The organism is Rhizobium sp. NZLR11 (genome assembly GCF_019685115.1).
In the GTDB taxonomy this organism is placed as follows: Bacteria; Pseudomonadota; Alphaproteobacteria; order Rhizobiales; family Rhizobiaceae; genus Rhizobium.
The window spans coordinates 1-13,383 of record NZ_JABDWD010000006.1; the positions used below are offsets into that span (position 1 = coordinate 1).

The window sequence follows — 13,383 nt, forward strand, 5'->3', positions numbered from 1 at the left end:
TTAGAACGAAAGACTTCGTCGCCAGCAGCGCCGCCGCCCTCGTTCAGTGAGTGGGCTTATAGAACTAACCCTCCCAAACAGTCAACAGCCATGCCGAAAGTTTTTTGACAATTTTGTAACAGGCTGAAAATGAAGGGCTTTTAGCGACAGTCGCAAAAATAGACGAAATCCGCCGCCCCAATGGGTGGTTTTTGAGATTCGTTTTCGCCAAATCCTGAAGAACGGCTTCGGCGAGGGAGACAAGGTTGATATGGGAAGCCTGATGTTGAATTCCAGGTGCTTGCCTATAACGCGCCTCAGTCGCTAATTTGGCGGCGATAGACTATCCGGCGGAGTGAAGAATGCTTGTCCTCGATGAAGAACAGACGCGCGCGGCCCTGCCCTGGCCGGAACTGATCGAGGCGATTGCCCGCATGTTCCAGAGCGAATGCGTGATGCCGGTGCGCCACCACCATGAGATGGATGTGCCGGGTGAAGAGAGCGCTACACTGCTTCTGATGCCGGCCTGGCTTCCCGGACATTATGCCGGGGTGAAGACCGTCTCGGTCTTTCCTGGCAACATGCGGCGCGGCCTGCCGGCGATCTTCGGAACCTATCTTCTTTCCTCCGGCGCTACCGGCGAGATGCTGTCTGCGATCGACGGTGGCGAACTGACTGCGCGGCGGACGGCGGCAGCATCGGCGCTGGCGGCCCGTTATCTCGCCCGTGCCGATGCGGAGGAGATGCTGGTCTGCGGGACCGGTCGACTGTCGCTCAACCTGATACTTGCTCACGGCACGACCCGGCCGATCAAGAAGTACCGCGTCTGGGGTCGCAACCGGCATGCCGCGGAAACGATCGCCGCCGAAGGGCGGGCGCTGGGGCTGGATGTCGAGGCGGTTGCAGATGTTGAAGCCGCGGCGCGAACCGCCGATATCATTTCCTGCGCCACGCTTTCCAGCGAGCCGTTGATATCGGGCGAATGGTTGAAGCCCGGCGCCCATCTCGATCTCGTCGGTGCCTTCAAGCCAAATATGCGCGAAAGCGACGACGAGGCCATCCGCCGTGCTTCGGTCTATGTCGATACCCGCGCCGGCGCCGTCAGCGAGGCAGGCGATATCGTCCAGCCGCTGAAAAGCGGCGTGCTTAGGGAAAGCGACATCAGAGCAGAGCTTGCGGAACTGGTCAGCGGTGCCCATGGCGGGCGAAGCCATGGTGAGGAAATCACGTTGTTCAAATCGGTCGGCGCCGCTTTGGAAGATCTCGCCGGAGCGATTCTTGCCTATGAGACAGTGACGGGCCGAAAGTGACGATCAGTGCATCATTGCCGGAACTTCCGGTTTCACATGTTCTGCCGGCCGTCGGCGCGGCGTTGGCCAATGAGGGACGCGCCGTCCTTTCCGCGCCGCCCGGCGCCGGCAAGACGACGCTGGTGCCGCTTTACCTGCTTGACCAGGCCTGGCGCGGCGACGGCAAGATCATCCTGCTGGAGCCCCGGCGGCTGGCGGCGCGGGCGGCGGCAAGCCGGATGGCGTCATTGCTCGGCGAGCAGGTTGGCAGCACGGTCGGCTACCGCATGCGCCTCGACAACAGGATATCGGCAGCGACACGGATCGAGGTCGTGACCGAGGGGGTTTTTGCCCGGATGATCCTCGACGATCCGGAATTGGCCGGTGTCTCTGTCGTCATCTTCGACGAATTCCACGAGCGTTCGCTGGATGCCGATTTCGGACTGGCGCTGGCGCTCGACGTCCAATCGGCCCTGCGCGAGGATTTGCGTATCTTGGTGATGTCGGCGACCCTCGACGTCGAACGTGTGGCGGCCCTGCTCGACCATCCGCCTGTCATCGAAAGCCTGGGGCGCAGCTTTCCGATCGATATCCGCTACCAGGATCGGCCGGGCGGCGAGCGCATCGAGGATGCGGTCACGCGGGCGATACTCGATGCCCATGCCGATGAGACCGGCTCGATCCTCGCTTTCCTGCCCGGCCAGGCGGAAATCACCCGAACGGTGGAACGGCTGCAGGGACGATTCGGAGCCGAGACACTGATTGCGCCGCTCTATGGCAATCTCAGCCAGAAGGAGCAGGATGCGGCAATCCGACCGGCATCCACGGGAACACGCAAGATCGTGCTTGCGACGTCGATCGCCGAAACCTCCATCACCATCGATGGCGTCAGGATCGTGATCGACAGCGGGCTGCAGCGTCTGCCAGTGTTCGAAGCGTCGACCGGGATCACCCGGTTGGAGACGGTGCGCGTGTCGCGGGCTTCCGCCGATCAGCGGGCGGGCCGCGCCGGCCGAACGGAACCGGGTATCGCCGTCAGGCTGTGGCACCAGGGACAGACCGCGGCCCTGCCGGCCTTCACGCCGCCGCAGATCCTTTCCAGCGACCTTTCCGGACTGGTGCTCGATCTCGCCCATTGGGGCGTTCAGGATCCGGCGTCGCTTGCCTTTGTCGACCAGCCGCCGGAGACGACGCTCAGGGAAGCGCGGGTGCTGCTTGGCCAGCTCGGCGCGCTCGACAAGGATGGGGCGCTGACAGTACGCGGCAGGGTGATGCGTGATCTCGCTTTGCCGCCGCGGCTTGCCGCCATGGTCGTTTCTGCAGGCGAATCAGGGCACGCCCGCGATGCGGCAATGATCGCCGTGCTTCTCACCGAACAGGGGCTCGGCGGAACGAACATCGATATCGAGGAGCGGCTGCGACGCTTCAAGGCCGAGCGTGGCGAAAGAGTAGAGGCCTCGCGGCGGCTGGCGGCGCGGCTGGCGAGCGGCCTCGACACCGTTACCGCAACGGCGCCGGCACTTGCGGGCCAGCTCCTGCTGCATGCGTTCCCGGATCGGATCGCGCTTCAGCGCGGCGGGCGCGGCCGATTCGTGATGGCGAACGGGCGCGGCGCGGAGCTGCCGGAAACCGAGAGGCTGGCCGGCAGCCAGATGCTGGTTATCGCCAATCTCACCGGGCGGGCGGCGCGGGCGCGAGTATTGGCGGCAGCCGAGGTGACGCGCGGCGATATCGACGCCGAGCTGCCCGGCGAGATCAAAACCGGCGATCAGATCTTTTTCGACCGGCAAAGCCGGCAGATACGAGCGCGGCGGGCAACCCGGCTCGGTGCGATCGTCTTCGAAGAGACGCCCTTGCCACGGCCTTCCGGGGCCGCGGTCACTCAGGCACTGGTGGAGGGCGTGCGCGAGCTGGGGCTCGATCATCTCGCCTTCTCCAAGGAGGCCGTGCAACTTCGCGAGCGGATCGGATTCCTTCACAGGACGATCGGCGAGCCCTGGCCCGACGTCAGCGACGATGCCCTGCTTTCGCGGCTGGATGATTGGTTCGGCCCCTTTCAGACGGAGGCTCGCGGCCTTTCCGAGATTTCAGCAGCCGGGCTGTCGAACGGGCTGCTGTCGTTGGTGCCGCACGAGGTGCAACGCGACCTCAACCGACTTGCGCCGACCCATTTCGAAGCGCCGACCGGCCAGAGGCACCCGATCCAATATGAGGGCGAGGAGCCGGTGTTGACGATCCGCGTGCAGGAGTTGTTCGGGCTGAAGCAGCACCCGGCCATTGCCGGCGGCCGTCTGCCGCTGCTGCTCGAACTGACCTCGCCGGCGCATCGGCCGATCCAGACGACCCGCGACCTGCCCGGCTTCTGGGCGGGCACGTGGAGAGACGTGCGTGCCGATATGCGCGGACGTTATCCCCGGCATCCCTGGCCGGAGCGGCCGGAAGACGCGTTGCCGACGACACGGGCAAAACCGCGTGGTACATGAGGGCCATCCAAGGAGCCCCCGGCATGATCGACACGCCTGGCATGATTGACAAGACACAAAGCCTTACACTGGAGGACCGGTACAGCAGCCGCAGGCTGCGCCTGCAGACGCTGGTGCGGCTGCGCTGGCTTGCCGTTTGCGGCCAGGCGCTGACGGTGTTCATCGTGGCCTTCTGGTTGAAATTTTCCTTACCGCTGATTGCCAGCTCTTCGCTGATCGCTGCCCTTGCCTGGGTGAATTTCTACCTGACGATCCGCTATCCGCCGACCCACCGGCTGGGACCGCCGGCCGCCTTTGCGCTGCTCGGCTTCGATCTTCTGCAGCTCTGCGCGCTGCTCTTCATCACCGGCGGCCTTGCCAACCCTTTCGCAGCCCTCGTCTGCGTGCCCGTCATCATTTCGTTTGCCTCGCAGCCGATCCGTTACAGCACGGCGCTGATCGGCTTCGCGATGGTGTGCATCACGATGCTTGCCTTTTCGCCTTTTCCGCTGCCCTGGTTCGACGGTGTCGAGATCAACGTCCATAACGTCATGCAGTTCGGGGTCTGGTGCTCGATCGCCTCGACGATGGCCTTCGCCGCCTTCTATGCCTACCGTGTCTCGCTGGAAGCGAGCCAGCTTGCCGATGCGCTGGCTGCAACCGAACTGGTGCTGCAGCGGGAAAAACACCTTTCACAGCTCGATGGATTGGCGGCCGCCGCTGCCCACGAGCTCGGCACGCCGCTTGCGACGATCAGCGTCGTCGCCAAGGAAATGGAGCGGGAGCTCAAGGACGACGATCGTTTCCGCGAGGACGTGATGCTGCTGCGCAGCCAGAGCGAACGCTGCCGTGACATCCTGCGGCGGCTGACGACGCTTTCCTCCGAAGGCGAAGCGCATATGCGCCGCCTGCCGCTTTCCTCGATGATCGAGGAGGTCGTCGCGCCACACCGGGAATTCGGCATCATCTTGGAGCTGATCGAAAAGAGCCCGCGCAAGGACGAACCGGTGACCGACCGCAATGCCGGCATCATGTACGGGCTCGGCAACCTGATCGAAAACGCCGTCGATTTTGCGCGGGAGAAAGTGATCGTCACCGTCGAGCATGATCACGACAAAGTGCTGATCGTCATCGAGGATGACGGCAACGGCTACGCTCCCGATATTCTGACGCGGATCGGCGAGCCTTACATGACCAAGCGGCAGAAAGAGGATACGGCGGGCGGGCTCGGCCTTGGGCTTTTCATCGCCAAGACGCTGCTGGAGCGCTCGGGGGCATCGCTGATTTTCGAGAATCGCGACCCGGAAAGTGCGGGCGCGCGTATCCGAATCGAATGGCCGCGCATGCTGATCGACGCAAATTCGACAAAATGACTTTGTCGGCATAAGTAGGATATAAACGGTTGACGCAGATCGGGCGTTCAAGCGCCAGGACCAAGACGATGACAGAACAAAATCACGAAAATTTCGCCGCGGCAGATGAAGACCATATCGGTCCTGACGCTAGCCTGCTGATCGTCGACGACGACGGGCCGTTCCTGCGCCGGCTGGCCCGGGCGATGGAGACGCGCGGTTTTCAGGTGGAGACGGCCGAATCAGTGGCGGAGGGCGTTGCGAAATCGAGAGGCAGGCCGCCGAAATATGCGGTGGTCGACCTTCGGCTCGGCGACGGCAATGGGCTCGACGTCATCGAAGCTATCCGCCAGCGGCGCGACGACACCAGGATCATCGTGCTGACCGGCTATGGCAATATCGCAACCGCGGTCACCGCCGTAAAACTCGGCGCCGTCGATTACCTGGCAAAGCCAGCGGATGCCGACGACGTCTTTTCAGCGTTGACGCAGCGGCCGGGCGAAAAGGCCGACCTTCCCGAGAACCCGATGTCGGCCGACCGGGTGCGCTGGGAGCACATCCAGCGGGTCTATGAAATGTGCGAGCGCAACGTGTCGGAAACCGCGCGCCGACTCAACATGCACCGGCGCACACTGCAGCGTATCCTTGCCAAACGGGCGCCGAAATAGACGAGACATCCGTCAAACATCATCGACGGTATACGGCTTTCCGTTGGCCCATTCGGCCATCATCAGCCTCTGCGCGGCGGCACGTGAGAAATTGAGCGTGACGGATTTTCGCGTGGCCGGGGCCAAACGATGTTCCGGCGCCTCGCGAATCATATGAGCGCCATAACCGTCCGACAGGAAAAGCCCGCACTCCTCGGGAAAGATGTCGAGCGGCACACCTTCGTGAGTCGCGAAGAACAACCGGTCGCAATGCAGCCTGTATTCCGGCCATTTGCGATCCACCCTGAAATCCTCGATCGACGTCTTGATTTCTATAATCCAGACCTCGCCCTTTTCCGAAACAGTGATCAAATCGGCACGGCGGCCGCTGGCGAGCGGCAGTTCGGGCAGCACGGCATGGCGCATTTCATGCAGCAAAATCTGCGTTCCGCGCCGCACCATCATGGCTCTGTCCGATTGCCGGCCATCGATTAACGGATTGTTATTGTAAACGCTCAAAATCGTCATGGATAACCCTAGCAGGGGCTGGCGTGTTGTTGCAAAAAAACCATGCGCTTCTAATTTGCGCCGCAGATGGATTTGTCGCGCAGCAGTAGCCTTGCAAAGCGCAAGTTAATCGAAAATAAACCATAATCAACGATGGTCGAAAGACTGTTCTCCTTGCCCCAAAACTTCAAGAGTCATCTATGCGCATCCGCAATGCATTCCCGGTATTTGGCCTGCTGACGACGCTGGCACTGGCCGGTTGCTCCTCGACATCAGACAGCGCATCCGTCGACGACAAGGGCGCCGGCCCGACGGTACAGACAGCCCAGATCTTCAATGACGCCTATGGCGTGACGAAGGATTCCGGATACTCTCTGCCGGCGATCCCGATCGACCGGGTCAAGCCGCAGTTCCGCCGCCAGGTCGTCAGCTACCAGACCACCGAGCGCCCCGGTACGATCATCGTCAACACTCGCGAGCGCTTCCTCTATTACATCCTGGCCAACGGCAAGGCGATGCGCTACGGCATCGGCGTCGGCAAGCAGGGCTTCGCATGGGCCGGCACCGCCTACGTCGCCTGGAAGCAGGAATGGCCGACCTGGCACCCGCCGAAGGAAATGGCCGTTCGCCGTCCTGACGTCGCCAAGTATGTCGAAGACGGCATGGGCCCGGGTCTCAGCAATCCGCTCGGCGCACGCGCCATGTATCTCTTCAACGATGACGGCAAGGACACGCTGTTCCGCCTGCACGGCACACCGGAATGGGCTTCGATCGGCACTGCCGCTTCCTCGGGCTGCATTCGCCTGATGAACCAGGACGTCATTGACCTCTATAGCCGCGTCCGTCCCGGCAAGGGCACGTCCAAGGTCGTCGTTATCCAGTAAGCTAGATACTGAATTCGGTATAAAAAAGGCCGCCGGGCTGTCGTTCCGGCGGCCTTTTCATATTCTCACCTATGCTCTCACCCTTCTTGCTTCGCCTTGAGTTCAAGGCGGCGGCGGTGAAGCACCGGCTCGGTATAGCCGTTCGGCTGCTCCCTGCCCTTCAGGACGAGATCGAGGGCGGCCTGAAAGGCGATCGAGCCGTCGAAATTGCCGGCCATCGGCCGATAAGCGGGGTCTTGCTCGTTCTGCCGGTCGACGACAGCGGCCATGCGCTGCATCGTTTCGGCGATCTGAGCCTCGGTGACGACCTTGTGGTGCAGCCAGTTCGCCATGTGCTGGGCCGAGATGCGCAATGTCGCACGATCCTCCATCAGGCCGACATTGTTGATGTCTGGCACCTTCGAGCAACCAACGCCCTGATCGACCCAGCGCACGACGTAGCCGAGGATGCCCTGGGCATTGTTGTCGAGTTCGCGCTGGATTTCCTCCGGCGTCCAGTTCGGCCGCACCGCAACCGGCACGGAGAGAATGTCGGAGAGCTTGGCGCGCGCACGGTCCTTCAGCCCCTGCTGAACCCTGGCGACATTCACCCGGTGATAATGGGTGGCATGCAGGGTGGCGGCCGTCGGCGACGGGACCCAGGCGGTGTTGGCGCCGGCCTTCGGATGGGCGATCTTCTGCTCCAGCATCGCCGCCATCAGATCCGGCATCGCCCACATGCCCTTGCCGATCTGCGCATGGCCGGCAAGACCGCATTCGAGCCCGATGTCGACGTTCCAGTTTTCATAGGCGGCGATCCAGGCCGCCTGGCGCATGTCGCCCTTGCGAATCATCGGGCCGGCTTCCATCGAGGTGTGGATCTCGTCGCCGGTGCGATCGAGGAAGCCGGTATTGATGAAGACGACGCGCTCGCGGGCAGCACGGATGCATTCCTTGAGATTGATCGTCGTGCGGCGCTCCTCATCCATGATGCCCATCTTGATGGTGTAGCGCGGCAGGCCAAGCGCGTCTTCGACCCGCGAGAAGATCTCGTCGGCGAAGGCCACCTCTTCCGGCCCATGCATTTTCGGCTTGACCACATACATCGAGCCGGTGCGGGAATTCTTCCTGCGGCCGGCCGGGCCGATGTCGTAAAGCGAGATCAGCCCGGTGATGACGGCATCCATGATGCCTTCCGGTACTTCGAGGCCGTCGCGGTCGAGGATCGCCGGATTGGTCATCAGGTGGCCGACATTGCGCACCAGCATCAGCGAGCGGCGATGCACCTCGAACGAAGCGCCGTCCGGGCCGGTATATTGCACATCCGGATTGAGCTTGCGGATGAAGCTCGTTCCGCCCTTTACCACCTCTTCCTGGAGATCGCCCCTCATCAGGCCGAGCCAGTTGCTGTAGACGACGACCTTGTCCTCGGCGTCGACGGCAGCGATCGAATCCTCGCAGTCCATAATTGTCGTAATCGCCGATTCCAGCCAGACATCGGAGATATGAGCCGGATCGGTCTTGCCGATCGCCGTCGTCACATCGATGACGATCTCGATATGGATGCCGTTGTTCTTCAGGAGAATATGCGTCGGTGCGGCGGCATCGCCGCGATAGCCGGCAAAATGCCCGTCATCCCTCAGCATTGCCTGCTCGCCATCGATCGATCTGATCGCGAGCGCTCCGTCCTTGACGGCGAAACTGCCGATATCCTTCCAGCTGCTATCCTGCAGCGGCACAGACATATCGAGAAAATCTCGCACCCAGGCGATGACCTTCTCGCCGCGCTTCGGATTGTAACCCTTGCCCTTTTCAGCGCCGTCGGTCTCGGGAATGGCGTCCGTGCCATAGAGCGCATCATAGAGCGAGCCCCAGCGGGCATTGGCGGCGTTGAGCGCATAACGGGCGTTCATGACGGGAACGACCAGCTGCGGGCCTGCAATCGAGGCGATCTCAGGATCGACGTTATCGGTCGACACTTGGAAGTCCGATCCCTCAGGCAAGAGATAGCCGATTTCGCGGAGGAAGGACTGGTATTCGTCCATATCCGCAGGCGAGCCATGCCGGCGATACCAGTCGTCGATCTTAACCTGCAGGTCGTCGCGTTTTGCCAGCAGCGCACGATTCCTAGGGGCGAGATCATGGACGATCGCCGAAAAATCGGCAAAGAACTTGTCCGCGTCGACCGCTAGCCCTGGCAGCACCTCCTTGACGAGGAAATCATGAAGGACGGCTTCGACGGCAAGACCGTTCTTATCAATGCGGTTCATGCGGCATTCTCCTTGGCACGACTTTGAATGCTGCCACTTTGCCCGGCTTTCATTCACAGTCAATTCGGCAATAATTCGAAAGATTTATGCTTTTGTGGAAATTATGCGCGGCGTTACGCACATCGGAAGCCCATTCTGCGGCTGCGTCGTTAATTTCTGCACCGGCCAGGGATTGGTCTGAGCGGTGGAATCGAAGCGATAGCGATGCATCAGAACAGCAAGGGCAATCACCGCCTCCTGAAGCGCAAAGGTTGCGCCGATACAGACACGCGGACCGGCGCCGAAAGGCAGGAACTGGAAGCGGCCGATGGAGCCGCGATTTTCCGGCAGGAAGCGTTCCGGCATATAGGCGCGCGGCCTGTCCCAATAGAGTTCGTGGCGATGCAACGTCCAGGGCATGATCAGCAACGTGACATCGGCATCGATCTCGACCCGCTCGCCCTTAGGGCTTGTCCAGGAATCAGCCGCTATGGCGGCGCGATTGATGGATGGTGCCGGCGGATAGAGGCGTAAAGCCTCCTCGAAGGCGGCGCGCGTCAGCGGCATTAGATCCAGCCATTCCACCGGTTCGGCGCCAGTGGCGAGCACTGCGTCGATTTCTACTTCCATCGCCTCACGGATGTGCGGGCTGTTCGATACGCAATACAGCGTCCAGGCCAATGCCCGCGCTGTGGTCTCATGCCCCGCGCCGATAAACGTCAGAATATTGTCTTCGATTTCTTCTTTCGTCAGCCCGTCAGGGCCGGCCTGCTCCAAGAGCAGGGTCAGGAAATCTTCGGGCGCGGTGGCGCGATTGGCCTTCATCTTTGCCAGTCGCGTATCCATCGTGTTGCGCACAATGGCGCGGAATTTCTCCAGCACTTTCTGACCGCCGATGCGTGTCACACGTGGAACCCAGGACGGGGCGCGCATCAGATCCATCGGATCGACGCGGCCCATGCGATTCAGGAGATCATTGACATCATCGGCGAAATTGCCGCTTGAGGTGACGATTTCACCGGAGAATAACGTGTCAGCGAGAATCGCGAAGGTCAGCTCGGTCATGTCGGTGCTGATATCGAAAATCGCTCCCGCCTCGCCTGCGCTCTCATATTTGCCGGCATAGTCTTCAGACTGGCGCAACATCTGCCCGGCGAAGCCTTGGGCATGGCGGGGCGTGAAAACCGGCGCCACCGCCTTGCGTGATCTTTTCCAGACGGGACCTTCGGCGGTCAGAAGACCGTCGCGTAGGATCGGACGCAGGACGAGCTGGCGCACATCCGACATGCGGTAATTATTGGCATTGTCGACCAGCACATGCTTGATCAGGCCGGGATCATTGACGATCAGCGTCCTCTGGCCAAAGAAATTGGTGTGGATCCAGGGCAGCGTGTAAGACGGCTCGCCCCAGAGTTCGAGCGGGTTGCGCAGGATGACGCGGATGATTTCCAGCCGGCTCGGCGGTACGGTGCGCGGCAGCGGTGCCGGCGGAACGAAGGGGTCCGGACGCATGTCCATCGGAAAAGCCTTTCGGGGAAAATCTACGCTTCCCGTCAGGCGTGAAGCTAGAGCAGGCCCTTGAGTTCGTCCAGCTTGTCGTTGATCAGCCAGCCGTAATAATTCTCCTCCGGCCAGACGGTCGCGCCGGCGGAGCGGTTTTTCGCGGCAAGGGCTGCGGCGCGCTGGCGCGAGTTGCCGACATTATAAAGCGTCGCGGTCAGGCCGGGATTGCCCGAGATGTCCATGCCGGCGATCTCCTTGTAATCGTCGATCGACCGGCGGATCGAGGCGGCGACAAAGGCGAGCGAGATATCGGGATCCATGATGGACTTGTAGACGGCGCCGGCATTCTTCTCGTTCAGCTTCGGATAACCGGAGACACGGGCCACGAGATCGGAGAGCATCAGCGCCGTCAACGGATTGACCTGGCCGAGGCCGAAGGTCTGACCGGCGTAGAAGGGCTGGAAGAAGACCGCGCTGAAGCGGTTGTCGGGAAAGCTCTTGCCACCCACGGTCTTGCCGCGAAAATCACTTTCCCAGACATCTTCGCGGCAGGACCACAGCGTGTAGGAATCGCTCTTGCCTTTGCACTCGGCAAATTGCGGCCGCACCACGAAGTCGTCGATGTTTTCGCCGTCATAAGCGAAGCGGAAGCTTTCTCCAGCGTAAGAAGCAGCCTTGACATAATAGGACTGCAGCCGGTCGTAGGCGTCGACATTATAAGTGTGTTCGCCAACGATCGCGCCGACGACATGGATGGGATTGATGCCGTAAGCGCTGGAGACCTTGCGGATCTTGCCCATCAGCTCGCGATCGGTGGCCAGGAGCTCGTGGACCTTTTCATACTTCAGATCGAAGCTGCTCTTGGTTCCCTTGGTGCGCCTGACGGACGCGCCCGGAATATCCGGCTGCTCGGCATGGCGGTTGCCGGCCGGCACCGTCTGCATTGCGAAGGCGGGCGCCGAATTCACCAGGGCAACGGCAATCAAAAGGCTTGTCAAAAGGCGTCGCACGATCCGCTATCCCGTCCGGTTCCATCGTCCTGTTTGCGATGCGGCTGACTGGACCAGAATCTTGGCCGAATAAAGCCGCAGCGGAAAACAAACGGGCCTTCACTAAAAAGTAAAAGGCCCGCTGTCGAGAGTGGAGTTCGTCACAATCCGGCATTCACATCGGGAAAGACATGGACCGGTGCGCCGATATCACAGAATGAAGCGCGAGAGATCGGTATTCTGCGCGAGATCGCCGACATGTTCGCGCACATAGGCGGCATCGATCGTCACGGCCGTTCCGCCCCGGTCCGGCGCGTTGTAGGAGATCTCGTCCAGCACCCGCTCCATCACCGTCTGCAGACGGCGGGCGCCGATGTTTTCGACGGAGGAGTTCAGATGCACGGCGACATCGGCAAGCGCATCGATCGCGTCATCAGTGAATTCGAGGCTCAGGCTTTCGGTTTCCATCAGCGCACGATACTGGCGGATGAGGCTTGCTTCCGTCTCGGTCAAGATTCGGCGGAAATCCTCCTTGTTCAAAGGACGCAATTCGACACGGATCGGCAAGCGACCCTGCAGTTCCGGCAAAAGATCCGAGGGTTTGGAGACATGGAAGGCGCCGGAGGCGATGAAGAGGATATGATCCGTCTTCACCGGCCCATATTTGGTCGAGACCGTCGTGCCTTCGACGAGCGGCAAGAGGTCGCGCTGAACGCCTTCGCGCGAAACGCCGGCGCCCATGCCGCCGTCACGGGCGGCGATCTTGTCGATTTCGTCGAGGAAGACGATACCGTCATTCTCGGTGGAGCGAACGGCCTCGCGCTGGATCACCTCATTGTCGATCAGCTTGTCGGATTCGTCGCGGATCAGGTCGCTGTAGGAGGCCTTGACCGTGGTGCGGACCTTCTTGGTGCGTCCGCCCATGGCTTTGCCGAACATTTCCGACAGGTTGAGCACGCCGATATTGGCGCCCGGCATGCCGGGTATTTCAAAGCCACCCATGCCGGAACCGGCATCGGCCACCTCGATATCGATTTCCTTGTCGTCGAGTTCGCCATCCCTCAGCTTCTTGCGGAAGTTTTCGCGGGTGGCGGGCGAGGCGGTGGTGCCGACCAGCGCATCGAGAACACGCTCCTCGGCGCTGACGTGGGCCTTGGCCTGGACCTCGGTCCGCTTCTTCTCGCGCACCAGGCCGATACCGACCTCGACAAGATCGCGGATGATCTGCTCGACATCGCGGCCGACATAACCGACTTCGGTGAATTTGGTGGCTTCCACCTTGATGAAGGGCGCGCCGGCGAGTTTTGCCAGGCGGCGGGAGATCTCGGTCTTGCCGACACCGGTCGGGCCGATCATCAGGATGTTCTTCGGCATGACTTCGTCGCGAAGGCTGGGGTCCAACTGCTGGCGACGCCAGCGGTTGCGAAGCGCAATCGCGACGGCGCGTTTGGCGTCATGCTGGCCGATAATGTAGCGGTCGAGTTCGGAAACGATCTCGCGGGGGGAAAAAGTCGTCATTGCGTGTCATTCTCCTGGCGGTCCG

10 protein-coding genes are annotated in these 13,383 nt (G+C 61.5%); 5 read left to right on the forward strand and 5 right to left on the reverse strand.

Features of this window, described 5'->3' with window-relative positions:
• Positions 1–341: 341 nt before the first annotated feature.
• From HJB83_RS12090 to HJB83_RS12105, 4 genes are all read left to right on the forward strand, one after another.
• Positions 342–1,289: an ornithine cyclodeaminase family protein gene (locus tag HJB83_RS12090; RefSeq protein ID WP_221131568.1), complete on the forward strand. Its 948-nt coding sequence runs from the start codon at positions 342–344 to the stop codon at positions 1,287–1,289.
• Entirely contained in the window at positions 1,286–3,751 is a 2,466-nt protein-coding gene (gene hrpB, locus HJB83_RS12095) for an ATP-dependent helicase HrpB (RefSeq protein ID WP_221131569.1), read from the forward strand. The genes HJB83_RS12090 and hrpB overlap by 4 nt, the downstream gene beginning before the upstream one ends.
• 23 nt (positions 3,752–3,774) lie before the next feature.
• A complete protein-coding gene (locus HJB83_RS12100) occupies positions 3,775–5,103 on the forward strand; it encodes an ActS/PrrB/RegB family redox-sensitive histidine kinase (protein ID WP_221131570.1) in 1,329 nt (442 codons plus the stop codon).
• Between the two features lie 68 nt (positions 5,104–5,171).
• Positions 5,172–5,750, forward strand: coding sequence for an ActR/PrrA/RegA family redox response regulator transcription factor (locus HJB83_RS12105; RefSeq protein ID WP_207582360.1), 579 nt, complete (start codon positions 5,172–5,174; stop codon positions 5,748–5,750).
• Positions 5,751–5,762: 12 nt separating this feature from the next.
• On the opposite strand, the gene HJB83_RS12110 is transcribed toward HJB83_RS12105, so the two are convergent.
• Complete coding sequence (locus tag HJB83_RS12110; protein WP_207582359.1) at positions 5,763–6,257, reverse strand: MmcB family DNA repair protein; 495 nt, start codon at positions 6,255–6,257, stop codon at positions 5,763–5,765.
• Between the two features lie 179 nt (positions 6,258–6,436).
• Between HJB83_RS12110 and HJB83_RS12115 the strand changes: the two genes are divergently transcribed.
• Positions 6,437–7,120: a L,D-transpeptidase gene (locus HJB83_RS12115; RefSeq protein ID WP_207582358.1), complete on the forward strand. Its 684-nt coding sequence runs from the start codon at positions 6,437–6,439 to the stop codon at positions 7,118–7,120.
• A 77-nt stretch (positions 7,121–7,197) separates the two neighbouring features.
• On the opposite strand, the gene HJB83_RS12120 is transcribed toward HJB83_RS12115, so the two are convergent.
• The 4 genes from HJB83_RS12120 to hslU all read right to left on the reverse strand — a co-directional run bounded on the left by HJB83_RS12120 (position 7,198) and on the right by hslU (position 13,358).
• Positions 7,198–9,369, reverse strand: a complete 2,172-nt coding sequence (locus HJB83_RS12120) for a malate synthase G (protein WP_221159556.1) — start codon at positions 9,367–9,369, stop codon at positions 7,198–7,200.
• Between the two features lie 84 nt (positions 9,370–9,453).
• Entirely contained in the window at positions 9,454–10,866 is a 1,413-nt protein-coding gene (locus HJB83_RS12125) for a cytochrome P450 (protein WP_221115373.1), read from the reverse strand.
• Positions 10,867–10,913: 47 nt separating this feature from the next.
• Positions 10,914–11,861: a DUF1402 family protein gene (locus HJB83_RS12130; RefSeq protein WP_207582356.1), complete on the reverse strand. Its 948-nt coding sequence runs from the start codon at positions 11,859–11,861 to the stop codon at positions 10,914–10,916.
• 189 nt (positions 11,862–12,050) lie between these two features.
• A complete protein-coding gene (hslU, locus tag HJB83_RS12135) occupies positions 12,051–13,358 on the reverse strand; it encodes an ATP-dependent protease ATPase subunit HslU (protein ID WP_007632042.1) in 1,308 nt (435 codons plus the stop codon).
• Positions 13,359–13,383: the final 25 nt, after the last annotated feature.

Excerpts from the sequence above, each read along its gene's own strand:
- HJB83_RS12120 (WP_221159556.1), bottom strand. The coding sequence starts at position 9,369 with ATGAACCGCATTGATAAGAACGGTCTTGCCGTCGAAGCCGTCCTTCAT.
- HJB83_RS12125 (WP_221115373.1), bottom strand. The coding sequence starts at position 10,866 with ATGGACATGCGTCCGGACCCCTTCGTTCCGCCGGCACCGCTGCCGCGC.
- HJB83_RS12090 (WP_221131568.1), top strand. The coding sequence starts at position 342 with ATGCTTGTCCTCGATGAAGAACAGACGCGCGCGGCCCTGCCCTGGCCG.
- HJB83_RS12100 (WP_221131570.1), top strand. The coding sequence starts at position 3,775 with ATGATCGACACGCCTGGCATGATTGACAAGACACAAAGCCTTACACTG.
- HJB83_RS12115 (WP_207582358.1), top strand. The coding sequence starts at position 6,437 with ATGCGCATCCGCAATGCATTCCCGGTATTTGGCCTGCTGACGACGCTG.
- HJB83_RS12105 (WP_207582360.1), top strand. The coding sequence starts at position 5,172 with ATGACAGAACAAAATCACGAAAATTTCGCCGCGGCAGATGAAGACCAT.
- hslU (WP_007632042.1), bottom strand. The coding sequence starts at position 13,358 with ATGACGACTTTTTCCCCCCGCGAGATCGTTTCCGAACTCGACCGCTAC.
- HJB83_RS12110 (WP_207582359.1), bottom strand. The coding sequence starts at position 6,257 with ATGACGATTTTGAGCGTTTACAATAACAATCCGTTAATCGATGGCCGG.